The sequence below is a fragment of the Bradyrhizobium sp. HKCCYLR20261 genome (assembly GCF_051168435.1).
Classification (GTDB): Bacteria; Pseudomonadota; Alphaproteobacteria; order Rhizobiales; family Xanthobacteraceae; genus Bradyrhizobium.
Genome location: NZ_JBNPUZ010000003.1, coordinates 1 through 23,398, shown reverse-complemented (window position 1 = coordinate 23,398; position 23,398 = coordinate 1). Strand labels below are relative to the sequence as shown.

Here is a 23,398-nt window from a genome sequence, read left to right as displayed (position 1 = left end):
CGGCGGGCATGTGGTGATGAACCGACGGCAGATCCTGTTAGGAGCGAGCAGCGCGCTGACAGCGGCTGCGCTCGGCGCGGGCGCCTGGCGCTCGGCCACCGGGGCGATGTCCGCGTACGAGAGCTACAGCGCGCGGCTGCGTGCGCCGTTGTCGGGCGAGATCGCCGACGTGATCCGCTACGCGACCTTGGCGGCCAACGGCCACAACACCCAGCCGTGGCGCTTCGCCGTTTCGGCCGAGGCGATCACGATCGCGCCCGATCTGTCGCGACGCACGGCGGTGGTCGATCCCGACGATCATCATCTGTATGTCAGCCTCGGCTGCGCGGCGACCAACCTTGCGATCGCGGCCGCCGCCAGCGGCCGTCCGGGCGAGGTGATCATCGATGGTCCGCTGGTGCGCTACGTCTTCACCGGCGGCCGGCGCGATGACGTCGATCCGCTGCTGGCCGCCATCGTCCGCAGGCAGTCGACGCGCGCCGACTATGACGGACGCGAGGTGCCGCCGCGCGATCTGTCGTCGCTGCAGGTCGCCTCGGCGGTGGCCGGCGTCGATCTCGCCATCGTCACGGCGCCGGCTGATATCGCCGCCATCCGCGACCTCGTGATCGCCGGCAACAGCGCGCAGATGCGTGACGCCGCGTTCATGCGCGAGCTGAAGGAGTGGATCCGGTTCAATCCGCGCAGTGCGATGGCGAGCGGCGACGGGTTGTTTGCTGCAGCGAGCGGCAATCCGTCCTTGCCGACGACGCTGGGCAGCCTTGCCTTTGATCTGCTGTTCGATGCCGCGGCCGAGAACGACAAATATGCGCGACAGATCGCGTCCTCGTCAGGCATTGCGGTGTTCGCCGCCGAGCAGGCCGATCCGTCGCACTGGATCAGGACGGGGCAGGCGTGCCAGCGCTTTGCGCTCGAAGCGACGCGCGTCGGGCTCAAGCTCGCCTTCATCAACCAGCCGGTGGAGGTTGCGGCGTTGCGGCCCGAGCTGGCGCGACTGATCGGGACGACGCGGCGGCCGGACCTCGTGCTGCGTTTCGGCTACGGCCCCACGCTGCCATTCTCGCCGCGCCGGCCTGTCGATGCGGTGGTGGGTTCATGAGTCGTTCCTGTCAATCTTGACGGATTCGCGACTCGGTGCATTGCTTCATGACATGTTCGAGAACACCCGATTGGCACGCATGAGCGACGGGCATTATTGCCTGGTGCGCGACCTTGGCCTGGTCAAAGGCGGCAAGGGCATGCGTCATCATGAGGTAGTGGTGGACTTCAGCTATCGCGGCCTCAAGCTTTTTGCCAAGCAGGGCGCGTCGGAGCTGATGCGCCGCGTCGCGGCGAAGCTGGCGCAGCACGAGGCGACGGCGAAGCTGCCGGCGCTGCTGCGTGTGCGTCTGCGCGAGCCGCAGTAGACGTCACTGCCTGGGCTTGCGCTTCGGATCGTACGGACTGTCCGGGTTGACGTCGAGATCGACCTCGGCGACGCAATATTGCGGCTGGCTGTGGCTGCGTCCCGAATGCCAGCGGCCCTCGCGCAGCTCGACCTCGCTCATCCCGGCAACATCGAAGCACTTCCATTGACCGCCCCGTGGCAGGCCGCTGCTCGCGCCGCCCGCGAACTGGAAGGCGAGCACGCGCTCGCGGCCCGCGGTGTGGCCGAGGATGATCGGACAGACCGCACGGGCGTGGCCGCGATAGAGGCACAGCACCTGCCGGCGCTTCATCATCGCCTGCATGATCAGGTCATAGGTCGGACTCGCCATGCGCCATCTCTGCACGTCTATTGCACGATAAGACCATGCTCCCGCACCGGTTCCCAGCCCATGCCTTGCGGCGCGAGCGCATGGGCTTAGATTGAGCCTTCAACGCAACAGGCGAGCCAAGCCATCATGTCCGACCTTTCCAGCTTCCCGATCACCAAGCGCTGGCCGGCGCAGCATCCCGATCGCATCCAGCTGTATTCGCTGCCGACGCCGAACGGCGTGAAGGTTTCGATCATGCTGGAGGAGACCGGCTTGCCCTATGAGCCGCATACGATCGATTTCGGCAAGGACGACCAGAAGACGGCGGAATTCCTCTCGCTCAATCCGAACGGCAAGATCCCGGCGATCATCGATCCCGCAGGTCCCGGCGGCCAGCCGCTCGGCCTGTTCGAGTCCGGCGCGATCCTGCAGTATCTCGCCGAGAAGACCGGCAAGTTTTTGCCGGCCGATCCGGCGCGGCGCTGGCAGACCATCCAGTGGCTGCACTTCCAGATGGGCGGTGTCGGGCCGATGTTCGGCCAGCTCGGCTTCTTCCACAAATTCGCCGGCCGCGAGTACGAGGACAAGCGGCCGCTGCAGCGCTACGTCGCCGAGAGCAAGCGGCTGCTCGGCGTGCTCGAAGCCAGGCTCGACGGGCGCGAGTGGATCATGGACGGCGACTACACCATCGCCGACATCGCCACGCTCGGCTGGGTGCGCAACCTGATCGGCTTCTACGGCGCGCGCGAAATCACTGCCTTCGACGAACTGAAGCACGTGCCGGCCTGGCTGGAGCGCGGCCTGGCGCGGCCGGCCGTGCAGCGCGGGCTGGAGATCCCGAAGCGGCCGTGATCGTCAGCGAGGCCGATTTCGAGCGTTGCCTGGATGAGGTGTTGTCGGCGCCTGCGGACCCGGGCGACGGCGTGCTCGGTCCCGACAGCGTGATGTGGCGGGTGCATCGCGAGGCCGCGCTGTTTCTCGGCGCCGGCCGCGCACTGCTGCTGCAGCTCGCCCATCCCTGGGTCTCGGCCGGCATCGCCGAGCAGTCGAAGGTGTTCGCCGATCCGCTCGGCCGCTTCCACCGCACCTTCAGCATCGTCTACACGATGGTGTTCGGCACGCGCGACCAGGCGGCCGCCGTGGCGCGGCGGCTGTACCGGCGGCATGCGGCTGTCGATGGCGTGATGACGGAAACGGCCGGGCCGTTCGCGGCCGGCTCGCGCTTTCGCGCCAACGATGTCGAGGCGCTGCGCTGGGTGCATGCGACGTTGGTCGAGACGGCGATGATGTCCTACGGCCTGCTGTGTCCGCCGCTGAGCGAGGACGAGCGCGAGCAATATTGGTGCGAGGCGATGCGCTTCGCCGGCCTGTTCGGGATTCCCCGCGAAGTGCTGCCGCCGGACTGGGCGTCCTTCAAGACCTATACGGCTGAGATGATGGAGTCGGAGACGCTGACCGTGAGCTCGGCCGCGCGCGACATCGCCCAGCGCATCTTCTCGGGCGAGGCGACCTGGATCGGGCCGCCGCGCTGGTTCACGGCGCTGACGGCCGAGATGCTGCCGGAGCGGCTGCGGCTGGCGTTCGAGCTGCCATATGGTGCGCGTGAGCATCGCAGCGCCGCGCGGGCGCGGATCTGGCTGCCGCGGCTCTACGCGGCGTTGCCGCCGAGATTGCGCACCGTCGGTCCCTATCAGGAGGCCATGGCGCGCCTCCGCGGCGAGCCTTGTCCGTCCTTCACGCGCCTGCTCAACCGCGGCTGGATCGGGCAGCCGCTCATGCCGGCTGCGAACGCCGGTGGCGTGCGGCGCCCTTCCGCGCAGAGCTGACCTCGCGTTGCGCGGTTGGGGCCAACAGGCGCGCCGTTCCTCGGAGATATCCCCAGGCCGCAGGTCCACGCCCATCTTTCGGCGCTGATCGTGCTACATGGGTGCTGCGCAGCCACGTTGGCATGCGTCAGGTTCATCATCATGCCGCTTCCCTTCAAAAAGCCCGGGGCCATCCGTTCGCTCTTCAGCCATGCCGCCTTTCAGAAGGCGGAGCTCCTACAGCGCAGTGGCGGCGTTTTCGATTTCGAGATCAGCGACGACGGCCTCGAACTGGCCGCGTCGGTGAAGGGCTCGCAATCCTGGCCGTATGAGGTCGAGATCAAGCTGAAGCCGGACAAGCACGGGCGCGTGGGCGTCATCGGGACGTGTACGTGCCCGATGCAATTCAACTGCAAGCATGTCGCGGCAGTGCTGCTCGAAGCGACCGAGCCGCCGGAGGATGACGACGACGACCTGAAGACACGCGCGAAGCCGGAGAAGGCGAGCCGGGTGGTGCTGCCGCCGGAGATTACGACCTGGCTGAACAGGATTGGCGCGGTCAGCCGTGGGGAAGCCTATCCTCCCGCGGTCAAGCAGAGGCTGATCTATGGTGTGCAGCCGCATTCCGAGTCCGGAGGCCCAGCCTATCCAGTCGTCCGGCTGTGGTCGGTCCGGGTCGGCAAGGACAACAGCTTCTCCGGAGCGTTCTCGAAGGTCGAGAGGATGCCAGCAGGCGCCGATTATGCGGCGGCGTACTACCGCGACAGCGATCTCGATATCGCGACGCGGCTTGGACCCCACGTCTTTCTCGACGGACAGTGGGCCTTCCGAATCGGCTCTCCCGCGCTGTTGAAGCGGATCGTCGACACGGGGCGGGCCTATTGGCGCGATCATGCCGGCCCGCTGCTGCGCTGGGGCGACAAGCGCAATGGCCGGATTGAATGGCAGCCGGTCGGCCTGCGAGGCGTCGGTGCAAGGCTCGTCGTCGAAGGCGTGACGGCGCTACATGCCAACCCACCCGTGTACGCCGAGGAAAAGACCGGAATCGTTGGCGAGGTCGATCCCGGGATTGATCCGCAAATGGCGCAGCACCTGCTGAGTGCGCCGACGCTGCCGAAGGCGGTGATCGGCGAGGTCTCGCGGCATCTCAGCGAGCGGTTGCCCGCGCTTGCTCCCGCCCTGCTGCCGTCGCCACCGACCGAGGTCGTCCGGGTCGAGGCCAAGCCGGTGCCGATCCTGCACCTGCGACGCGGACCTTATCCGGGCTATGGCTTCCAGGGCGTCCACACCAGCGGGCTTCCGCTCGGCGTGGTCCGCCAGGTCTTCCGCTATGGTCCGATCGAGATCGAGGCCGACCAGGGCGGCAGCGAGATCGAGCTTTTTCACGACGGCCGCGTGCACCTCGTGACGCGCGCCAAGGCGGACGAGCGCAAGACGTCGAAGCGGCTGAGCGACCTCGGGCTCGTTCCGCTCAGGAAAGTCCAGACCTACAGCTTCGGCGGATTCGGCGGTGATCTCACTTTCGCCGACGAGGGCCGCTGGCTGCAGTTCATGCATCTCGACCTCGACCCGTTGCGGGCGGAGGGCTTCGAGATCCGCATCGATGACACCTTCCCGTTCCGGATGGCCGACTCTTCCGGCATCGTCGACATGGAAATCGAAGGCAGCGGGATCGACTGGTTCGAGTTCGGCTTCAAGATCGACATCGACGGCAAGCCGCATGATCTCGCCGAGCTGCTGGCGCGGCTGCTCGCGGAGCCTGGGATCGTCGACGCGCTGGCGGAGGCCGACTCCACCGCGAAGCACATGTATGTGCCGCTGCCCGACGGCCGGCACCTGGCGCTCGCGGCCGGTCGTTTCCTGCCGGTCCTGCTGGCGCTGCAGACGATGGGGCTGAGTGGCGGCAGCTTCGATGCCTCCGGCAAGCTCCGGCTCTCGCGTGCGCAATTGGTGCCGCTGCTGGCGCATGACGCGGAGGCGTTCAAGGGACCTGACGATCTGCGGCGGCTGGCCGATCTGCTGCGGCAGCGTCAGCCTGACGACATCGAGCTGCCTGCTGGCTTCAAGGCCAAGCTGCGGCCGTATCAGCAGCACGGCGTCGCCTGGCTCGATCTCTTGCGGCAGGCCAATCTCGGCGGCGTGCTCGCCGACGACATGGGCCTCGGCAAGACGGTGCAGGTGCTGGCGCTGCTCGCGCTGGAGAAGGCGCGCGGCGCGATCACGGCGCCGGTGCTCATCGTCGCCCCGACCAGCCTGATGACGAACTGGTTCAACGAGGCCGCCAAGTTCGTGCCTGATCTGAAGGTCCTGGTGTTCCACGGCGCCGCGCGCAAGGAGCTGGTCGATCAGATCCCGCAGCACGACGTGGTGCTCACGACCTATCCGCTGATCGCGCGTGACCATGAGCTGATCCTCGGCCGCGACTGGCACATGGCCATTCTCGACGAGGCGCAGACGATCAAGAACCCGAACGCCGCGACGACGCGCTGGCTCAGCGCGATCAAGGCCAGTCATCGCTTCTGCCTCACGGGCACACCGATGGAGAACCATCTCGGCGAACTCTGGTCGATCATGAGCTTCGTCAACCCCGGCTATCTCGGCGACAAGACCGCGTTCACCCGCAACTGGCGTTCGCCGATCGAGAAAGAGGGCGACCAGGTGCGGGCCGCGGCGCTGACGCGCCGGGTCAAGCCGTTCCTGTTGCGACGGACCAAGGAGGAGGTGGCCTCCGAGCTACCCGCCAAGGTCGACATCGTGGAAACGGTGGCGATCGAGGGCAAGCAGCGCGACCTCTATGATTCGATCCGTGCGGCGATGGCCAAGAAGGTGCGCAAGGCGCTCGACGAGCGCGGGCTCGCCCGTAGCCACATCATCGTGCTGGAGGCGCTGCTGCGGCTGCGCCAGGTCTGCTGCGATCCGCGGCTGCTGAAGCTCGACGACAAGACCGAGCGGCCCTCGGCGAAGCTCGACCGCCTCATGGAGATGGTCGAGGAGTTGCTGAGCGAGGGACGCAAGATCATCATCTTCTCGCAATTCACCTCGATGCTGGCGCTGATCGAGCAGCGCTTCAAGGAGCTGGAGATCGGCTACGAACTTCTCACGGGCGATACGCGTGATCGCAAGCGCGCGATCGAAGGGTTCCAGAAAGGGAAGAGCCCGGTCTTCCTGATCAGCCTGAAGGCCGGCGGCGTCGGGCTGAACCTGACGGCCGCGGACACGGTGATCATCTACGATCCCTGGTGGAATCCCGCCGTCGAGGCCCAGGCGATCGACCGCGCCCACCGCATCGGCCAGGACAAGAAGGTCTTCGTCTATCGATTGGTCACCGCCGGGACGATCGAGGAGAAGATCGGCGAGCTGAAGCAGCGCAAGCAGGCGATCGCCGATCGGCTGTTCGACAACGAAGGCAATATCGGCAAGGCGCTGACCGAGGACGATATTGCCGCGCTGCTGTCTTGAGGCAGTGGCACGCGATCGGCCGTGTTCCGATCACGCCAGCGCAATGTCCTCGCGGTCCCTGGTCTCCTCGACCCAGGCATGGGCGGCGAACCATTCATGATAGGTCCGGCAGTGCGGGCAATAGGCGCGCGAGAAGAACACGGGCATGCGCCGAAAACGCGCGGCATCCATTTCCATTCCCGTCTCGATGCTGCGGCCGGTCTGCGGACAACGCACCATGATCTTGCCCATTCGCGGTCTCCTGTTCGCGCGCCAGATACGCCGGGGATGCGAAGAAAATGTAATGCTCAGCCGACACTTTCATGGCAAAGCTCGGAGTGAATTCCGACTGTGGAACGAACGGCGTTCGCGCATCAAAAGCGGGTGAATCGCACTGCAAAATGCGGGGCCGATTGTCGCAACATGAGACATTCTTCGGCATCGCACACGAAGGGTTGAGGACGAGTGGCATGAGCATCACGATCTACGGAATCAAGAACTGCGACACGATGAAGAAGGCGCGCGCCTGGCTCGACGAGCACGGCGTGGCTTACGACTTCCACGACTACAAGACCGCCGGAATCGACAAGGCGACGTTGAAGGCGTGGAGCGACGAAGTGGGCTGGGAGGTTTTGCTCAATCGCGCCGGGACGACGTTCAAGAAACTGCCGGATGCGGAGAAGGAGGGGCTGACCGAGAGCAAGGCGATCGCGCTGATGCTGGCGCAGCCGTCGATGATCAAGCGCCCGGTGCTCGATCTCGGAACCAAGCGCGTGGTCGGCTTCAAGCCGGACCTCTACGCGAAGGACGTGAAGGCCGCCAAATAATAGCTGGCTGCCACCACCTTCGCGCTCGCGAGTTTCGGGGACGCGAGCGGATGTGACAGAACGACGGTGGTCCGTTACTCTATGTCCGCGGGTAGGACACAGCAGAATCAACGCGAGGTTCAGAAGGCGCCCCGCGACCGCGTTGCCCAGCTTTCCGCCTTGCTTAACTCCCTCGATTGACGGCATATTCCGGCCCGAAGCGGTCGCGGAGGGCGGCGCGGAATCGTTCAAGCCCTCCGGTAGAGCCGCCGTACAGGAAGAAGCGAGGGCCGGGCGCCATCCGCGCCGGCTCGGGGGGAATCTGTTTGGCTGACGAGTTCATTCTCGAAACCCACGGATTGACGAAAGAATTCGCGGGGTTTTTTGCCGTTCGCGATGTTTCGCTCAAGATCCGCCGGGGCACCATTCACGCGCTGATCGGTCCCAACGGGGCCGGCAAGACGACGTGCTTCAATCTCCTGACCAAGTTTCTGCGGCCTTCGGCCGGCAAGATTCTCTATAAGGGGCAGGATATTACGGCTGTGGCGCCGGCCGATGTGGCGCGTCTCGGGCTGGTCCGCTCGTTCCAGATCTCGGCGGTGTTTCCGCATCTGACCGCGCTGGAGAACGTCCGCGTCGCCCTGCAGCGCCAGCATGGTTCGTCGTTCGACTTCTGGCGCTCCAAGAGCGTGCTGAACCGCTTCAACGGCCGCGCGCTGGAGCTGCTCAACGATGTGGGCCTCAGCGAATTCGCCAATATTCCGGCCGTCGAAATGCCCTATGGACGCAAGCGCGCGCTGGAGATCGCGACCACACTCGCGCTCGATCCGGAGATGATGCTGCTGGACGAACCGATGGCCGGCATGGGCCACGAGGACATCGACAAGATCGCAGCCCTGATCAAGCGCATCTCGGCCAAGTACACGATCCTCATGGTGGAGCATAATCTGAGCGTCGTCGCCAATCTCTCCGACACCATCACCGTGCTGACGCGCGGGCAGGTGCTGACCGAGGGACCTTATTCCGAGCTCTCCAAGGATGAGCGCGTCAAGGAAGCCTATCTGGGAGCCGGACATGCCTGAGGTGATGACGGCGACGAAAACAGGGCAGGCGGCTGCCACCAGCACCATTCTCGACGTCAAGAATCTCGAGAGCTGGTACGGCGAGTCCCACATTCTCCACGGCATGAACTTCAACGTGAATGCCGGCGAGGTCGTCACCTTGCTCGGGCGCAACGGCGCCGGCAAGACCACGACCCTGAAGTCGATCATGGGGATCATCGGCAAGCGCACCGGCTCGGTCGCCTTCAACGGTCAGCAGCTGATCCGCATGACCTCGGACAGGATCGCGCGGCTCGGCATCGCGCTGTGCCCGGAAGAGCGCGGCATCTTCGCCAGCCTCGACGTGCGCGAGAATTTGCTGCTGCCGCCGGTGGTCCGGCCGGGTGGGCTGACGCTTGACCAGATCTTCGAGCTGTTTCCGAACCTGAAGGAGCGGCTGAAGAGCCAGGGCACCAAGCTCTCCGGCGGTGAACAGCAGATGCTGGCGATCGCGCGCATCCTGCGCACCGGCGCGAGCTTCCTGATGCTGGACGAGCCGACCGAGGGTCTTGCGCCGGTCATCATCCAGCAGATCGGCCACACCATCGCGCGGCTGAAGAAGGAGGGGTTTACGATCCTTCTCGTCGAGCAGAACTTCCGTTTCGCCTCGACGGTGGCCGACCGCTACTACGTCGTCGAGCACGGCAAGGTCATCGACGGCTTCGCCAATGCCGATCTGTCCGCCAACATGGACAAGCTGCATACTTATCTCGGCGTCTGACCGGCGCCGGGACTGTTTCTTGGAATTTGGAAAGTTGGAAATGAAGAACAAATTCATCGCGTCATTGCTGCTGGGAACGGCGCTCACTCTGGTCAGCGGCAGCCTTGCCTCGGCCGGCGACAAGGTCGTGAAGATCGGCGCGCTGTCCGATCAGTCCGGTCTCTATTCCGACCTCGGCGGCCCCGGCTCGACGCTCGCGACGCAGATGGCGATCGAGGATTCCGGCCTCACAGGGAAGGGCTGGAAGATCGACGTGATCTCCGGCGATCACCAGAACAAGCCCGACATCGGCACCTCGATCGCGCGGCAGTGGTTCGACGTCGACAAGGTCGACATCATCGTCGACGTGCCCAATTCGGGCGTGGCGCTGGCGGTGAACAACGTCGTCAAGGAGAAGAACGGCGTCTACATCAATTCGGGCGCGGCGACCTCCGACCTCACCAATGCGCAGTGCTCGCCGAACACCGTGCACTGGACCTACGACACCTACATGCTGGCCCACACCACCGGTCAGGCGCTGGTCAAGGCCGGCGGCACCACCTGGTACTTCCTGACCGCGGACTACGCCTTCGGCGCGGCGCTGGAGCGCGACACCACGGCGGTGGTGACCGCGAATGGCGGCAAGGTGGTCGGGACCGTCAAGCATCCGCTCAACACCTCCGACTTCTCGTCCTTCCTGCTGCAGGCGCAGTCGTCGGGCGCTAAGGTGATCGGGCTGGCCAATGCCGGCGGCGACACCACCAACTCGATCAAGCAGGCGGCCGAGTTCGGCCTCACCAAGGGCGGCCAGAAGCTCGCTGCGCTGCTGCTGTTCCTGACCGACGTGAAGTCGATCGGGCTCGACATCGCGCAGGGCCTGAACTTCACCGAGACCTTCTACTGGGACATGAACGACCAGACCCGTGCGTTCTCGGCGCGCTTCTCCAAGCGGATGAAGAACGGCGCGCCGCCGACCATGGTGCAGGCGGGCGTCTATGCAGGCCTCTTGCATTACTTCAAGGCGCTGGAGGCACTGGGCGAGAATCCGCATGACGGCGTCAAGATCGTCGACAAGATGAAGTCGATCCCGACCGAGGATGCGCTGTTCGGCAAGGGCGAGATCCAGCCCAACGGCCGCACCATCCACACCGCCTATCTGTTCGAGGTCAAGAAGCCGTCGGACTCGAAGGGCCCGTGGGATCTCTACAAGATGGTCGGTTCGGTGCCGGGCGACCAGGCCTTCACGCCGCTCGACAAGAGCGCGTGCGCGCTGTTGAAGAAGTAAGCCGCTGCGGTCCCGGCGGTTCGCCGCCGGGACTGTCGTTTGACCCTTGGGAAACGCCGAGAAAAATAGAACAAGACGATGCAGGCTCTCTACGCACAGCTCCTGGTCGGACTGATCAACGGCTCGTTCTACGCGCTGCTCAGTCTTGGGCTTGCCGTCATCTTCGGCATGCTCAACATCATCAATTTCGCCCACGGCGCGCTCTACATGATGGGCGCGTTCTGCGCCTATTTCCTGCTGAACCTCGGCGGCATCGGCTATTGGTGGGCGCTGCTGCTGGCGCCGATCATCGTCGGCATCTTCGGCATGGTCCTGGAGCGCACGCTGCTGCAGTGGCTCGCCGGGCTCGACCATCTCTATGGCCTGCTGCTCACCTTCGGCATCGCGCTGATTGTGCAGGGCCTGTTCCAGAACTATTTCGGCTCCTCGGGCCTGCCTTACGCGATCCCGGATCAGCTGCGTGGCGGCATGAATCTCGGCTTCATGTTCCTGCCGATCTATCGCGGCTGGGTGGTCATCTTCTCGCTGGTGGTGTGTCTGGCGACCTGGTTCCTGATCGAGCGCACACGGCTCGGCGCCTATCTGCGCGCCGCCACTGAAAATCCCACGCTGGTGCGGGCCTTCGGCATCAATGTGCCGCGCATGATCACGCTGACCTACGGCCTCGGCGTCGGCCTCGCGGCGCTCGCCGGCGTGCTGTCGGCGCCGATCAACCAGGTGCGGCCGCTGATGGGCGCCGACCTGATCATCGTCGTGTTCGCGGTGGTCGTGATCGGCGGCATGGGCTCGATCATGGGCTCGATCATCACCGGCTTCGCGCTCGGCGTGATCGAGGGACTGACCAAGTATTTTTATCCCGAGGCTTCCAACACCGTGGTCTTCGTTCTGATGGTCCTGGTGCTGCTGGTGAAGCCGACGGGTCTGACCGGACGGGCGGCCTGACATGACATCGATCACCGACGAGACCCTGCCGATCACCCCGCGCGCGATGCGCGACGAGATGATCGTGTTCGTCATCATGGCGGCGCTGCTCGCCATCGTGCCGTTCACCGGGCTGTATCCGTTCTTCGTGATGCAGGCGCTGTGCTTCGCGCTCTTGGCCTGCGCCTTCAACCTGCTGATCGGCTATGGCGGCCTGCTGTCGTTCGGCCACGCGATGTTCCTGGGCACCGCGGGCTATTGCAGCGCGCATGCGCTGAAGGTCTGGGGTTTCCCGCCGGAGCTCGGCATCCTCACCGGCGTCGCCGGCGCCTTCGTGCTGTCGCTGGTCACCGGCTACATCTCGATCCGCCGCCAGGGCATCTACTTCTCGATGATCACTTTGGCGCTGTCGCAGCTGCTCTACTTCGTCTATCTGCAGACGCCGTTCACCCATGGCGAGGACGGCATCCAGGGCATTCCGCAGGGCAAGCTGTTCGGCTTTATCGACCTGTCGAAGCCTGTCACGCTGTACTACGTCGTGCTGGTCGGCTTCCTCGCCGGCTTCCTCCTGATCTTCCGCACCATCAACTCGCCGTTCGGCGAGGTGCTGAAGTCGATCCGCGAGAACGAGCAGCGCGCGATCTCGCTCGGCTATAAAACCGACCAGTACAAGCTCTTGGCCTTCATCCTGTCCGGGACCATCGCGGGCTTCGCCGGCTCGCTGAAGGTGTTCGTCGCCCAGAACGCCTCGCTGACCGACGTGCACTGGTCGATGTCCGGCGAGATCGTGCTGATGACGCTCGTCGGCGGCCTCGGAACGGTGTTTGGCCCCGTCGTGGGAGCCTTCGTGATCATCGCCATGCAGCAATATCTGGCCGGGTTCGGGCAGTGGGTCACCGTCATCCAGGGCGTCATCTTCGTCGCCTGCGTGCTCACCTTCCGCCGCGGCGTGGTCGGGGAAATCGCCCATTTGTTCAAGCGATCCCTGTAAGCCATTGATCTGAAATAAGATTATGTGCGGGGCAGAAAGTGGTGGATCATCCGTCCACCGCTTCTGCTGCGGCGTGATCCGGAGTATGACACTTCCGTGACAGGCCAGCCCTGGCCCGTTTCGGAATGGATGGATCTCGTCCCATGCTGAACTGGTTTCGCGCCGTCCTCCCCAAGGAGGAGCGGTTTTTCGATTTGTTCGCCCGCCACAACAAGGTGGTGATCCAGGGCGCGCATGCGCTGCAGGACATGCTCAAGGGCGGCGACGATGTGCTGACACACTGCCAGCGCGTCAGCCAGTTCGAGAACGAGGCCGACAACATCACCCGGGAGGTGCTGACTGCCGTCCGCCGCACCTTCATCACCCCATTCGACCGGGGCGACATCAAGAACCTGATCACCTCGATGGACGACGCCATCGACCAGATGCAGCAGACCGCCAAGGCGGTGGTGCTGTTCGAGGTCAAGGAGTTCGAGCCGACGATGCGCGAGATGGGCACGCTGCTGGTGGATTGCGCCAATCTGATCGGCCGCGCGCTGCCGCTGTTGCAGGCCATCGGCCAGAACGTGCCGATGATCACCGCGATCACCGAGGAGATGACCAAGCTCGAGGGCCGCGTCGACGATCTCCATGACATCGGGCTGAAGGAACTGTTTCTCAAGCACCGCAACGCCAACACCATGGACTTCATCGTCGGCGCCGAGATCTACGATCATCTGGAGAAGGTCGCCGATCGCTTCGACGACGTCGCCAACGAGATCAATTCGATCATGATCGAACAGGTCTAGGGTAGGGACGCGCCGTGGACGCTCATCTCGGCCTTCCCATCCTGGTCGGCCTCATCGCCGTCGCGCTTGCCTTCGACTTCCTGAACGGCCTGCACGATGCCGCCAATTCGATCGCGACCATCGTCTCGACCCGCGTGCTGCGGCCGCAATACGCGGTGTTCTGGGCGGCGTTCTTCAATTTCATCGCCTTCGGCGTGTTCGGCCTGCACGTCGCCCAGACCATCGGCACCGGGATCATCGATCCCGCCATCGTCGATGCGCAAGTGATCTTCGCCGCCCTCGTCGGCGCGATCGTCTGGAACCTCGTGACCTGGGCGGCCGGCATTCCCTCGTCGAGCTCGCACGCACTGATCGGCGGCCTGGTCGGGGCGGGGATCGCCAAGGCGGGACTCTCGGCTGCGGTGTGGAGCGGCTTGTCGAAGACGATTCTGGCGATCGTGCTGTCGCCGCTGGTCGGGCTGATCCTGGCGATGATCCTGGTCGCGATCGTGTCCTGGGCCTCGGTGCGCTCGACGCCGTTCGCAGTCGACCGCGCCTTCCGCATCCTGCAATTCGCCTCGGCGTCGCTGTATTCGCTCGGGCACGGCGGCAACGACGCGCAGAAGACGATGGGCATCATCGCCGTGCTGCTGTACTCGCAGGGCCATCTCGGCGAGCACTTCACGGTGCCGTTCTGGGTCGTGCTGTCGTGCCAGGCGGCGATGGCCTTGGGCACCCTGATGGGCGGCTGGCGCATCGTCCGCACCATGGGCCTGCGCATCACCAAGCTGAACCCGATGCAGGGCTTCTGCGCCGAGACCGGCGGCGCCATCACGCTGTTCCTGGCGACCTTCCTCGGCGTGCCCGTCTCGACCACCCACACCATCACCGGCGCCATCGTCGGCGTCGGCGCCGCCCGCCGGGCCTCTGCCGTGCGCTGGAACGTGGCCGGATCCATCGTCTACGCCTGGATCTTCACGATTCCGGCCTCGGCGATCGTCTCCGCGCTGACATTCTGGCTGGTCTCGGTGCTGCGGCACTGATCCGGCGGGACAGCCGTCTGGAGGCGTTCGGGGCCTCATGGTTCGAGACGCGCCGCAAAGGCGGCGCTCCTCACCATGAGGGTTGGGATTTTGCCGAGTCTAGGTATTTCGCTGCACATTCGGACCTCGTCCTGAGGAGCGCGCCGTTTTGCGCGCGTCTCGAAGGACGGCCGCGGGCGGGGAGCCAGTCCGGGCGTGCCCGGCGGGCAGCTGTTTAACTCCCCGGTTGGAGTTGCGGTGCAAAACGCCTATATGGAGGGCGCGCGGCGGCCGTGAGCCCGCGCTTTTCCCACGACATCGCCGCTCTCTGGCCCCGAACCGACGTCCGCCGCCCCATGTCCGATACCGCCGTCACCACCGAACAGCCGTCCCGTTCGCCGCTCTCCGACGAGGTGGCGCGCCGGCGCACCTTCGCCATCATCTCGCATCCGGACGCCGGCAAGACCACCTTGACCGAAAAACTGCTGCTGTTCGGCGGCGCTATCAATCTCGCCGGCCAGGTCAAGGCCAAGGGTGAGCGGCGCAACACCCGCTCCGACTGGATGAAGATCGAGCGCGACCGCGGCATTTCGGTCGTCACCTCGGTGATGACCTTCGAGTTCGAGGGACTGGTCTATAACCTCCTGGACACGCCGGGCCACGAAGACTTCTCCGAGGACACCTATCGCACGCTGACCGCGGTCGACTCCGCCGTGATGGTCATCGACGCCGCCAAGGGCATCGAGGCCCGCACGCGAAAGCTGTTCGAGGTCTGCCGCCTGCGCGACATCCCGATCATCACCTTCATCAACAAGATGGATCGCGAGAGCCGGGATACGTTCGACCTTCTGGATGAGATCGAGAAGACGCTGGCGCTCGACACCACGCCGATGACCTGGCCTGTGGGGCGCGGCCGCGACTTCATCGGCACCTACGACGTCAGGGATGGCGGCGTGCGCCTGCTCGAAGGCGGTGGCGCCAAGACCGGCGCGGCACAGCAGATCGAAATCTCGGAGCTCGGCAAGCTCAACGCCAATCTCGACATGGGCCAGATCACCGACGAGCTCGAACTGGTCAAGGAAGCCTGCAAGCCGTTCGAGCTCGATGCGTTCCGCGAGGGCCATCTGACGCCGGTCTATTTCGGCAGTGCGCTGCGCAATTTCGGCGTCGGCGATCTCCTGGAAGGTCTCGGCCGCTACGCGCCGTCGCCGCGCGCGCAGGAGTCCAATTTGCGCAAGGTCGACGCGGCCGAGCCGCGCATGAGCGCCTTCGTGTTCAAGATCCAGGCGAACATGGATCCGAACCACCGCGACCGCATCGCCTTCGCGCGTCTCTGCTCGGGCAAGCTGAACCGCGGCATGAAGGCGAAGCTGGTGCGCACCGGCAAGACCATGCCGCTGTCGAGCCCGCAATTCTTCTTCGCCCAGGACCGCTCAGTCGCGGACGAAGCCTTCGCCGGCGACGTCGTCGGCATTCCCAATCACGGCTCTTTGCGCATCGGCGACACGCTGACCGAAGGCGAGGATCTGACCTTCGTCGGCGTGCCGAGCTTCGCGCCGGAAATCGTGCGCCGCGTTCGCCTCACCGATGCGATGAAGGCGAAGAAGCTCAAGGAAGCCCTGCAGCAGATGTCGGAGGAGGGCGTCGTGCAGGTGTTCCGCCCGCGCGACGGTGCGCCCGCGCTGGTCGGTGTCGTCGGCCCGCTGCAGCTCGACGTGCTGAAGGCGCGGCTCGATGCGGAGTACTCGCTGCCGGTCGAGTTCGAGATCTCCGAGTTCTCGCTGGCGCGCTGGATCTCCTGCGACGACAAGAAGAAGCTGGAAGCCTTCATCGCCTCCAACAATTCCGGCGTTGCCGACGACGTCGACGGCGATCCGGTGTTCCTGGCCAAGAACGAGTTCTATCTCGGCTACACCAAGGAGCGCGCCGAGGGCATCGTGTTCTCCAACGTCAAGGACGTGAAGAAGAAGGCCTGAGCTCGCGTCCTCGTCGTCGGGACTAACGGTTGCGGCCGAAGACCTCGAGCACCTGCAGCAGCTGCCGGTGTCCGTCGGCACCGACCTTGTCGATCAGCCGCTGCTCATGCTCCTGGACCAGGCGGTCGGCCCGCGCCAGCAGCGCGGTGCCGGCTGCGGTGAGATGCAAGGCATTGGTCCGCCGGTCCGACGTCGGCAGGCGCTCGAGCAGGCCCCGCGACTGGAGTTCGTCGAGCGGCGGGATGATTCCGGAGCGGCTGATGCCCAACACCTCCGACAGCGCCATTTGCGACAGCCCGGGATTGTCGCGGACGATCACCAGGATCGAGTATTGGGCGGGACGCATGTCGAGCGGCGCGAGCGTGGCGTTGAAATCCTCGAAGACCCACAGCTGCGCCTGCCGGATCAGATAACCCGCAAGCCCCGTCAGGCCGACCACGCTGATCTCGGGCCGGTCCCTGCCAGCCTCAGGGCCGAGAGAACGCCGTTTCGAACGCGCGAGTGCGCCCCCCACGGCGAGTTGAGTCCGATCCGCCAAGTGACCCCTCATGTCTGATGCATCGAGGCCACACACTGCCTCAACGCGCAGTCGATTCAAACTGAATGTGTAATTGTTCTTGACGTGAACAGATCATCCAATGAACATTATGTGCACAAGAGCGACCATATGACGCGCTGACGTCGGGATGACGATACCCCTGAGCAAGGCCGGGGGGCTCACCCCTTCGGAAGCATGTCCACAACGCGATCAACGCGACGGCGCTCATCAGGGGAGAGTCAAATGCGCAATGTCGTGGGGCGACGCGGGTCCAAGACCGCCAGCAGCAAGCACATCGATCGCCAGGGCCGGAGCAGAGCGGGGCGCGCATCATCGCGCAGCCGCTGGGCCATGGCTGCGGCGGTTGCGGCTGTGGGGATGATCGGCAGTTCGACCGGCTCATCAGCTCAGACCTATACGCCGATCGCCGTCGTTCCGACCCCGGATGCCTATGCCTACATCCAGCAAAATCCATCTGTTCAAGGGCTGTTCGGCCCGACAGTCACGGGCCAGTTCACACGACTGACGGTGTTCGGCGACAGCTACGCCGACTGGGGAAATGCGCTGCGGGCCGGGTCGGCGGTCCCGCCGAGCGGCCGCTACAGCGCGGGACTGTCGATGGCCGACGCGCTCCAGCTTCACTACGGGCTTCCCACTTCGGCAGTCGCCAACTACGCGACCGGTGGCGCGATGAGCGGCGACACCAATGTTGGAAACCTGTTGGGGCCGCCCGTTCCGGTGCTGCCGGGCACCGGCACGGAAATCAGCACGTTTGTTGCGGCGGGCGGGCGTTTCGGCCCGCAAGACCTCGTCAGCATCATCACGGCAGGCGGCAATGACGGTGTGCCGATCCTGTTCAACCCGGCGATCACGCAACCCCAGATGAACGCGGCCGCTGCGCAGACCACGGCCAACATCATGTCGGGCGTTCAGAAACTGGTTCAGGTCGGCGCACGCAACCTCGCGATCATGTCAGTGGGTGATCTGTCCTATCTGCCGATCGCCCCCGGCAATCAAAACATCCACTACTTCCAATCCACGTTGACGCAGATGGAGCAGGCCAACCTGGCGCCGCTGGCGCGCTCCGGCGTTCGCATCTTCTTCTTCGATCTTGCCACCCTGACGCGGAACGTCGTCGCAAACCCCGCCCTCTATGGGTTCACCAACGTCACCCAGGCCTGCACGGCCGTTCCGTCCTGCGTCGGTGGCAGCGTCGCGGCGCAGAACCAGTTTCTGTCCTATGACGGCCTGCATTTCACGACTGCAGGCTTCGCCCTGATCGGGCGCTATCAGACCAACCAGATCGATGCGCCGTTGACGGTGGCGCCGCAGGGCGACGTGGCGATGTCGATCGCCAACGGCTTTGCCGGCTCGGTGTTCGGCCATATCGACGCCTATCGCAACGTCGCCGGCACCGCCAATGCCATGAACGCGATGGCGGCGGACATGCCGGTCAAGGCGATCCGCGCGGCCTCAGCCGGCGTGCAGAACCCCTGGTCCGTCTACGGCGACGTCGCCTATGCCGGAGGCAGCCGCGACTCCCAGCAGTTCCTGTCGAGCTACACCTATCAATCACTCGGCGGACGGATCGGGCTCGACTATCAATTGTCGCCGGACCTGATGGTGGGCGGGCTGTTCAGCTACGCCCAGCCGAACGTGAACCTGTCCGTGCAGAACGCCCATCAGAAGATCGATGCCTATCAGATCGGCGGCTACGCGGCCTATAGCCGCGCCAACTGGTTTGCCGATGCGTTGCTCGCCTATGGCCGCCAGGCGATCGCCACCGATCGTCAGGGCGTCATCGATACGATCCGCGGCTCGACCCATGCGGATACGTTCGCGGTCGCCGCCCGCGGCGGCTATCTCTGGGATCTCGGCGCCTTGCGGATGGGGCCGATCGGCGGCCTGTCCTACACCAATGCGCAGATCGCGGGCTATACGGAGACTGGCGACATCCTGCTCACCAACGTGGTCAACCGCCAGAGCCTGGAGAGCCTCACCGGCAGTGCGGGCGTCCAGTTTCGCGCGCCGTTCACGACCGCCGGAGCGTTCTACAATCCCTATCTGAACCTGACCGTTGAGCACGATTTCATCGGTTCCGCACGGACGCTGATCACGACCCAGGTGACGACGCCCTTGTTGCCGGTCCTGACGCCGATCGATGGACGCAAGGCGACCTACGGGAAGGCCGCGGCCGGCCTGGCTGCGGCGATCACCGACAAGATCAGCATCAATCTCGGCGTGATCAGCACGTTCGCCAGGTCCGACCGCAACGACTATGGCGTGAACGGCGGAATCAAGATCGCGTTCTGAGCGCCGGTCCGGACGCGCTCGGACGTCCGGCCGATATTGCTGGCGTTGGAGCCAGGCGCGGTGCAGGCCCCGCCTGGCTTTCGCGTTGCGGAACGCAAGCTCCGGCGCGGATTTCCTCAGGTCTTGCCGCTTCGCGCTTCTCGGTAAATCATCCCTGGGTTACGCTCGGCGTGGTCGTCAGCAAAGGGGAGGGCGAGCGATGTCAGTCCGCCGACAGATCGCCACGCTGTTCGCTGTCGTGAGCTGTTTTGCGGCAGCGACGGAGGCCGCCGAGGTCGTCGCGCTCGGCGCCAGCAACAGCTATGGCAAGGGCGTCAATCGCGGCGAGGATTTTCCGGCGCAGCTCGAGGCCATGCTGCGCGCCAAGGGCGTGCAGGCGAGCGTCGCCAACGCCGGCATCAATGGGGACACCACCGCCGGCATGCTCTCCCGTTTCGACAGCGCGGTCGACGGTTCAACCCGCGTCCTCGTGCTGCAGCCCGGCGGCAACGATGCTCGCAAAGGCGCAGGCGATCAGCGCGCGGGCAACATCGGCGCCATCATGGCCAAGGCCTCGCAGCGCCGGATCAAGGTGGTGATGGTCGAGAACGGCATGTTCCGCGGCCTGCCGCACCAGGTCGACGGCGTGCATCTGACGCCCGAGGGATATCGCATGCTGGCCGCGTCTTTGCTGCCGCGCGTCATGGGCGGCCTGCGCAGGTAGTTCGTTGTCCAATCGCGAAACGCGGCGCGCTCCGGCAATCTCAGAGCTCGATGATCCCGCGCCGCGCGGCATGCGCCACCGCATCGGTCCGGCCGGTGGCGTCGAGCTTGTCGAGCAGCGAGCCGACGTGGAATTTTGCCGTGTGCACGGAGATGCCGAGGCTGCGCGCGATCTCCTTGTTGGAGCATCCTTCCGCCATCAGCGCCAGCACGTCGCGCTCGCGCGCGGTGAGCTGGAAGGCGTCGCTCGCTTCGCTGCGACGCTCGCCGTTGTCACGCGTATCGCTGGGAGGCGCGACGACCGCGACATCGGCACTCTCGCCCGCCGCCACGAGCCGCAGGCCGGCGACGCCGCCGAGCAGCGCCGCCAGCCGGTCGGCCAGTTCGGCATCATCGATCGCGATGGCGATCGTGATCGGCGCGTTGTCGTCCGCGCTCACGCGGGGCGCTCGCCGATGGTCAGGGCCAGCTGCAACGGCTCGCCGCCGCGCAGCGCCGCGATCTCGACCACGGCGCCGACGCTGTCCGGACCGAGCTCGCGCATCAAGGCGCGCATGCCTCGGAACGGCTCCTTGTTGAGCGCGGTGATGACGTCGCCCTGGCGCAGGCCGGCGGCAGCGGCGGGGCCATGTTTGTCGATGCTCATCACCATCGCGCCGAGGCCGTCATCGAGCCGGACCGGCTGCAGCCCCGCGCCGAGATAGCCGCGCGCGATGCGGCCATGGCTCTCGAGCTTGCTTGCGACGCGCGTGATCGTGGCGGCGGGAATGACGAGCGTGCGGCGCGGTCCGCGCACGGCCATGCCGATCGCGCGCCCAGTCGCGTCGAGCACGAGCCCGCCTTCGGAGCTGTGCCGCAGCCGTGTGTCCAGCTCGATCCGCGCGTCGATGTCGCCGCCGCGCAGGCTGCGCCAGGGCCCGCCTGATTTCGACACCAGCGCGAGCGCCGCGACCGGCGTGCCCTGGTCGGCGGCGACGATGACGGCGAGCGCGCCGAGTGGCGGGACATCGATGGCGAGCGGCGCGGCAGGCGCGTCCTTGCCGTCGAAGCGGAGCAGGGCGATGTCGGTGGTATGATCGCGGCCGGCGATGGTTGCGGCGCGCGCGGTGCCGTCGGAAAAGGTCAGCGAAATCTCGCCTTCGTCCGCGAGCGCCTCGTCGGCGGTGACGACCAACCCGGACTTCCAGACAAAGCCGGAGGCACGCGAGCGGTGCGAATGAACGGACACGAGCGACGGCGCGGCAGCGGCGACGGTTGCAGAAAGTGCTGACGACAGCGCGGAGAGGGCAGAGAGGTCGGACATCGAAGGCTCCATGGTTGAAACCAATGTGGAGCCTCGGCCGGCGTTTCGGAACTCCCCGGGTGGGCAGGATGAAGCGCTCTAGCCCGGATGAGCGCAGCGACATCCGGGTTCTCTTCCGACGTCTGCGATGAACCCGGATGTCGCTTGCGCTCATCCGGGCTGCGTCATCTCAAATCGTCGTGCGCGCCTTCGGCAGCGGAAACGCGAGATCGCCATGCTTCGACGTCTTCAAGCCCAGCCCGACCAGCGCCTCGGCGAAGCGCACCGCGGCGGCGACGCCGTCGATCACGGGGATGCCGAGCTCGGTCGAGAGATCATGGGCGAGATCGGCCATGCCGGCGCAGCCGAGCACGATGGCGCCGATGCCGTCCTCGCGCAGCGCCGCCCGGCATTCGCCGAGCAGGGTGCTGCGCACGTTGGACTCCGGCTTGTCGAGATCGAGCACGGCGACGTCGACCGCGCGCACCTTGCGGCAGTGATGCTCCATGCCGTAGTTGCGCACGAGATGCTCGGCGATCACCTTGGTGCGCGACAGTGTGGTGACGACGCTGAAATGCGTCGCGACGAAGCTCGCCGCATGCATCGCGGCCTCGGCAATGCCCAGCACCGGCACGGCCGAGATTTCGCGCGCGGCCAGCAGGCCGGGATCGCCGAAGCAGGCGATCACATGCGCGTGGGCGCCTTCGGCGTCACCGGCTTCGATCTCCTTGAGCATGCCGACGGCCGCGATCGCCTCATCGTAGTGCCCCTCGATCGAGGCGGCGCCGAACCGGGCGGTGCGGCCAACGATCCGTGTGCCCGGGCTGGCGCTGGCCTGCGCGGCCTTCGCGATCAGGTCGGTCATCGTCGCCGTCATGTTGGGGTTGATGACGTTGATCACGGTCTCGCTGGCGCGGCTCATCGTTGCATCCGTCTGCTGTCGGGTCCTGCCGTGTTCTAGCCGAGTTCCGCAGGCACGGTCGAGAGCCGTCCGCGATGCGGGAACGCACGGATGTGAACGGGATTGAGCTTGCTTATCCCCGAGGCGAGACCCAGCTCTCCATCGTCGCTATCGAGTCACTCATGCTGCGTGCCGTCATCCTTCTCCTGCTGCTGCTGGCTGCGCCGGTCACCGCCGACGCGCGCCGGCGCCAGATTAATCCGGTGCCGTTCGCGCACACGCCCTGCAGCGTGCTCGACGAGCAGCCGTGCACGCCGTCATTCTGCAGCGTCTATGGCCCATGGCCATGCATTCCCGAGATGAACTACCCTTATGGCCAGAACCTGCAGCTGACGATCGAGAGCCGTCCGGCGAAGGACCAGGCGGCCAAGTACGAGAGGCCCGATCACGATCTCGACACCATCGCCGATCTGTTCGCGGCGCTGCGCTCCTGCTGGACGCCGCCGGCAGAGAACGAGGCCCGCGCCGGCATGCAGATGACGGTGCGGTTCAGCTTCAAGCGAACCGGCGACATGATCGCGCCGCCGCGCATGACCTTCGCGACATCGGGCGCGTCGTCCGGCACCCGCGAGACCTATCTGAAGGCGATCAATGCCTCCCTGGACTCCTGCCTGCCGCTGAAGTTCACGACAGGCCTCGGCGGCGCGCTCGCCGGCCGTCCGATCGCGATCCGCTATGTCGACAACCGCGATCTGAGCAAGACCTCGCAGCAGCAGTAGCTCCACGGCTCCGCGCTATCGACCGCCGTCATTCCGGAGCGACGCGTCAGCGTCGAACCCGGAATCCCGAGATGGTCTGCAAAGAACGTAAGCCAAGCTCGAGATTCCGGGTTCGGCTCTGCGAGCCGCCCCGGAATGACGACCGGCCATGGGTAGCGTGATCCGGGGCTCGGTCGACGAGAGCAATCCTGCCAGTTAGTAATTTCGTCATGCCCGGGCTTGTCCCGGGCATCCACGTCGTTCTCAGCATGCCGAGCGACGTGGATGGCCGGGACAAGTGTTTAGCCCGGGGAGATAGCCGACACCTGTTCGGGGACATCACCGACACTTTTGCCA

The 23,398-nt window shown here is 65.5% G+C and carries 23 protein-coding genes; 17 read left to right on the top strand and 6 right to left on the bottom strand.

Going from position 1 to position 23,398, the window contains the following annotated elements:
- Positions 1–16: 16 nt before the first annotated feature.
- Together ACQR1L_RS07325 and ACQR1L_RS07320 are read left to right on the top strand one after the other, a co-directional pair.
- On the top strand, positions 17–1,099 hold the full coding sequence (locus ACQR1L_RS07325; protein ID WP_434857284.1) for an Acg family FMN-binding oxidoreductase: 1,083 nt from the start codon (positions 17–19) through the stop codon (positions 1,097–1,099).
- Between the two features lie 79 nt (positions 1,100–1,178).
- Positions 1,179–1,406: a hypothetical protein gene (locus tag ACQR1L_RS07320; RefSeq protein WP_434857796.1), complete on the top strand. Its 228-nt coding sequence runs from the start codon at positions 1,179–1,181 to the stop codon at positions 1,404–1,406.
- 3 nt (positions 1,407–1,409) lie between these two features.
- On the opposite strand, the gene ACQR1L_RS07315 is transcribed toward ACQR1L_RS07320, so the two are convergent.
- Complete coding sequence (locus ACQR1L_RS07315) at positions 1,410–1,757, bottom strand: hypothetical protein (protein WP_434857283.1); 348 nt, start codon at positions 1,755–1,757, stop codon at positions 1,410–1,412.
- Between the two features lie 126 nt (positions 1,758–1,883).
- Between ACQR1L_RS07315 and ACQR1L_RS07310 the strand changes: the two genes are divergently transcribed.
- The 3 genes from ACQR1L_RS07310 to ACQR1L_RS07300 all read left to right on the top strand — a co-directional run bounded on the left by ACQR1L_RS07310 (position 1,884) and on the right by ACQR1L_RS07300 (position 7,000).
- Entirely contained in the window at positions 1,884–2,588 is a 705-nt protein-coding gene (locus ACQR1L_RS07310) for a glutathione S-transferase N-terminal domain-containing protein (RefSeq protein WP_434857282.1), read from the top strand.
- Positions 2,585–3,562: an oxygenase MpaB family protein gene (locus tag ACQR1L_RS07305; RefSeq protein ID WP_434857281.1), complete on the top strand. Its 978-nt coding sequence runs from the start codon at positions 2,585–2,587 to the stop codon at positions 3,560–3,562. Before ACQR1L_RS07310 ends, ACQR1L_RS07305 begins: the two co-directional genes overlap by 4 nt.
- Before the next feature lie 141 nt (positions 3,563–3,703).
- Positions 3,704–7,000: an SNF2-related protein gene (locus ACQR1L_RS07300; protein WP_434857280.1), complete on the top strand. Its 3,297-nt coding sequence runs from the start codon at positions 3,704–3,706 to the stop codon at positions 6,998–7,000.
- Positions 7,001–7,030: 30 nt separating this feature from the next.
- Here the strand turns inward: ACQR1L_RS07300 and ACQR1L_RS07295 are convergent, their stop codons facing one another.
- Positions 7,031–7,231, bottom strand: a complete 201-nt coding sequence (locus ACQR1L_RS07295) for a hypothetical protein (RefSeq protein ID WP_434857279.1) — start codon at positions 7,229–7,231, stop codon at positions 7,031–7,033.
- 218 nt (positions 7,232–7,449) lie between these two features.
- On the opposite strand from ACQR1L_RS07295, the gene ACQR1L_RS07290 reads away from it, so the two are divergent.
- The 9 genes from ACQR1L_RS07290 (at position 7,450) to ACQR1L_RS07250 (ending at position 16,547) form a co-directional block, all read left to right on the top strand.
- Positions 7,450–7,806 (top strand): ArsC family reductase, encoded by a 357-nt coding sequence (locus ACQR1L_RS07290; RefSeq protein ID WP_434857278.1) that lies wholly within the window; start codon positions 7,450–7,452, stop codon positions 7,804–7,806.
- 305 nt (positions 7,807–8,111) lie between these two features.
- Positions 8,112–8,867: an ABC transporter ATP-binding protein gene (locus tag ACQR1L_RS07285; RefSeq protein WP_035648423.1), complete on the top strand. Its 756-nt coding sequence runs from the start codon at positions 8,112–8,114 to the stop codon at positions 8,865–8,867.
- Positions 8,860–9,606, top strand: coding sequence for an ABC transporter ATP-binding protein (locus ACQR1L_RS07280; RefSeq protein WP_434857277.1), 747 nt, complete (start codon positions 8,860–8,862; stop codon positions 9,604–9,606). The genes ACQR1L_RS07285 and ACQR1L_RS07280 overlap by 8 nt, the downstream gene beginning before the upstream one ends.
- Positions 9,607–9,646: 40 nt before the next feature.
- Positions 9,647–10,870 (top strand): ABC transporter substrate-binding protein, encoded by a 1,224-nt coding sequence (locus ACQR1L_RS07275; protein ID WP_434857276.1) that lies wholly within the window; start codon positions 9,647–9,649, stop codon positions 10,868–10,870.
- A 78-nt stretch (positions 10,871–10,948) separates the two neighbouring features.
- A complete protein-coding gene (locus tag ACQR1L_RS07270) occupies positions 10,949–11,812 on the top strand; it encodes a branched-chain amino acid ABC transporter permease (RefSeq protein ID WP_434857275.1) in 864 nt (287 codons plus the stop codon).
- 1 nt (position 11,813) lies between these two features.
- On the top strand, positions 11,814–12,782 hold the full coding sequence (locus ACQR1L_RS07265; RefSeq protein ID WP_434857274.1) for a branched-chain amino acid ABC transporter permease: 969 nt from the start codon (positions 11,814–11,816) through the stop codon (positions 12,780–12,782).
- A gap of 143 nt (positions 12,783–12,925) precedes the next feature.
- On the top strand, positions 12,926–13,570 hold the full coding sequence (locus ACQR1L_RS07260) for a DUF47 domain-containing protein (RefSeq protein ID WP_035648421.1): 645 nt from the start codon (positions 12,926–12,928) through the stop codon (positions 13,568–13,570).
- 14 nt (positions 13,571–13,584) lie between these two features.
- On the top strand, positions 13,585–14,592 hold the full coding sequence (locus tag ACQR1L_RS07255) for an anion permease (protein ID WP_434857273.1): 1,008 nt from the start codon (positions 13,585–13,587) through the stop codon (positions 14,590–14,592).
- Between the two features lie 335 nt (positions 14,593–14,927).
- Entirely contained in the window at positions 14,928–16,547 is a 1,620-nt protein-coding gene (locus ACQR1L_RS07250) for a peptide chain release factor 3 (RefSeq protein ID WP_434857272.1), read from the top strand.
- A gap of 22 nt (positions 16,548–16,569) precedes the next feature.
- Here the strand turns inward: ACQR1L_RS07250 and ACQR1L_RS07245 are convergent, their stop codons facing one another.
- Positions 16,570–16,986 (bottom strand): MarR family winged helix-turn-helix transcriptional regulator, encoded by a 417-nt coding sequence (locus ACQR1L_RS07245; RefSeq protein WP_434857271.1) that lies wholly within the window; start codon positions 16,984–16,986, stop codon positions 16,570–16,572.
- Between the two features lie 450 nt (positions 16,987–17,436).
- Here ACQR1L_RS07245 and ACQR1L_RS07240 point away from each other — a divergent pair, with 450 nt between their 5' ends.
- Entirely contained in the window at positions 17,437–19,398 is a 1,962-nt protein-coding gene (locus ACQR1L_RS07240; protein WP_434857270.1) for an autotransporter domain-containing protein, read from the top strand.
- 199 nt (positions 19,399–19,597) lie between these two features.
- Complete coding sequence (locus ACQR1L_RS07235) at positions 19,598–20,101, top strand: GDSL-type esterase/lipase family protein (RefSeq protein ID WP_434857269.1); 504 nt, start codon at positions 19,598–19,600, stop codon at positions 20,099–20,101.
- 40 nt (positions 20,102–20,141) lie between these two features.
- Here ACQR1L_RS07235 and ACQR1L_RS07230 read toward each other — a convergent pair whose 3' ends face one another.
- The 3 genes from ACQR1L_RS07230 to ACQR1L_RS07220 form a co-directional block, all read right to left on the bottom strand.
- Positions 20,142–20,540 carry a response regulator transcription factor gene (locus tag ACQR1L_RS07230; protein ID WP_434857268.1) on the bottom strand — a complete coding sequence of 133 codons (399 nt, stop codon included), beginning with the start codon at positions 20,538–20,540 and terminating at the stop codon, positions 20,142–20,144.
- Positions 20,537–21,403 carry a S1C family serine protease gene (locus tag ACQR1L_RS07225; protein ID WP_434857267.1) on the bottom strand — a complete coding sequence of 289 codons (867 nt, stop codon included), beginning with the start codon at positions 21,401–21,403 and terminating at the stop codon, positions 20,537–20,539. Before ACQR1L_RS07225 ends, ACQR1L_RS07230 begins: the two co-directional genes overlap by 4 nt.
- Before the next feature lie 169 nt (positions 21,404–21,572).
- The gene (locus ACQR1L_RS07220; RefSeq protein WP_434857266.1) at positions 21,573–22,304 is read right to left on the bottom strand and encodes an aspartate/glutamate racemase family protein; all 732 of its coding nucleotides are present in this window, start codon (positions 22,302–22,304) and stop codon (positions 21,573–21,575) included.
- Positions 22,305–22,465: 161 nt separating this feature from the next.
- Between ACQR1L_RS07220 and ACQR1L_RS07215 the strand changes: the two genes are divergently transcribed.
- Positions 22,466–23,062 (top strand): hypothetical protein, encoded by a 597-nt coding sequence (locus ACQR1L_RS07215; protein WP_434857265.1) that lies wholly within the window; start codon positions 22,466–22,468, stop codon positions 23,060–23,062.
- Positions 23,063–23,398: the final 336 nt, after the last annotated feature.

What these genes read in the sequence shown, in the direction of transcription:
- ACQR1L_RS07315 (WP_434857283.1), bottom strand. Translation starts at nt 1,757, where the DNA reads ATGGCGAGTCCGACCTATGACCTGATCATGCAGGCGATGATGAAGCGC.
- ACQR1L_RS07250 (WP_434857272.1), top strand. Translation starts at nt 14,928, where the DNA reads ATGTCCGATACCGCCGTCACCACCGAACAGCCGTCCCGTTCGCCGCTC.
- ACQR1L_RS07265 (WP_434857274.1), top strand. Translation starts at nt 11,814, where the DNA reads ATGACATCGATCACCGACGAGACCCTGCCGATCACCCCGCGCGCGATG.
- ACQR1L_RS07260 (WP_035648421.1), top strand. Translation starts at nt 12,926, where the DNA reads ATGCTGAACTGGTTTCGCGCCGTCCTCCCCAAGGAGGAGCGGTTTTTC.
- ACQR1L_RS07290 (WP_434857278.1), top strand. Translation starts at nt 7,450, where the DNA reads ATGAGCATCACGATCTACGGAATCAAGAACTGCGACACGATGAAGAAG.
- ACQR1L_RS07270 (WP_434857275.1), top strand. Translation starts at nt 10,949, where the DNA reads ATGCAGGCTCTCTACGCACAGCTCCTGGTCGGACTGATCAACGGCTCG.
- ACQR1L_RS07300 (WP_434857280.1), top strand. Translation starts at nt 3,704, where the DNA reads ATGCCGCTTCCCTTCAAAAAGCCCGGGGCCATCCGTTCGCTCTTCAGC.
- ACQR1L_RS07220 (WP_434857266.1), bottom strand. Translation starts at nt 22,304, where the DNA reads ATGAGCCGCGCCAGCGAGACCGTGATCAACGTCATCAACCCCAACATG.
- ACQR1L_RS07310 (WP_434857282.1), top strand. Translation starts at nt 1,884, where the DNA reads ATGTCCGACCTTTCCAGCTTCCCGATCACCAAGCGCTGGCCGGCGCAG.
- ACQR1L_RS07275 (WP_434857276.1), top strand. Translation starts at nt 9,647, where the DNA reads ATGAAGAACAAATTCATCGCGTCATTGCTGCTGGGAACGGCGCTCACT.
- ACQR1L_RS07225 (WP_434857267.1), bottom strand. Translation starts at nt 21,403, where the DNA reads ATGTCCGACCTCTCTGCCCTCTCCGCGCTGTCGTCAGCACTTTCTGCA.
- ACQR1L_RS07215 (WP_434857265.1), top strand. Translation starts at nt 22,466, where the DNA reads ATGCTGCGTGCCGTCATCCTTCTCCTGCTGCTGCTGGCTGCGCCGGTC.
- ACQR1L_RS07325 (WP_434857284.1), top strand. Translation starts at nt 17, where the DNA reads ATGAACCGACGGCAGATCCTGTTAGGAGCGAGCAGCGCGCTGACAGCG.
- ACQR1L_RS07280 (WP_434857277.1), top strand. Translation starts at nt 8,860, where the DNA reads ATGCCTGAGGTGATGACGGCGACGAAAACAGGGCAGGCGGCTGCCACC.
- ACQR1L_RS07235 (WP_434857269.1), top strand. Translation starts at nt 19,598, where the DNA reads ATGTCAGTCCGCCGACAGATCGCCACGCTGTTCGCTGTCGTGAGCTGT.
- ACQR1L_RS07320 (WP_434857796.1), top strand. Translation starts at nt 1,179, where the DNA reads ATGAGCGACGGGCATTATTGCCTGGTGCGCGACCTTGGCCTGGTCAAA.
- ACQR1L_RS07240 (WP_434857270.1), top strand. Translation starts at nt 17,437, where the DNA reads ATGGCTGCGGCGGTTGCGGCTGTGGGGATGATCGGCAGTTCGACCGGC.
- ACQR1L_RS07295 (WP_434857279.1), bottom strand. Translation starts at nt 7,231, where the DNA reads ATGGGCAAGATCATGGTGCGTTGTCCGCAGACCGGCCGCAGCATCGAG.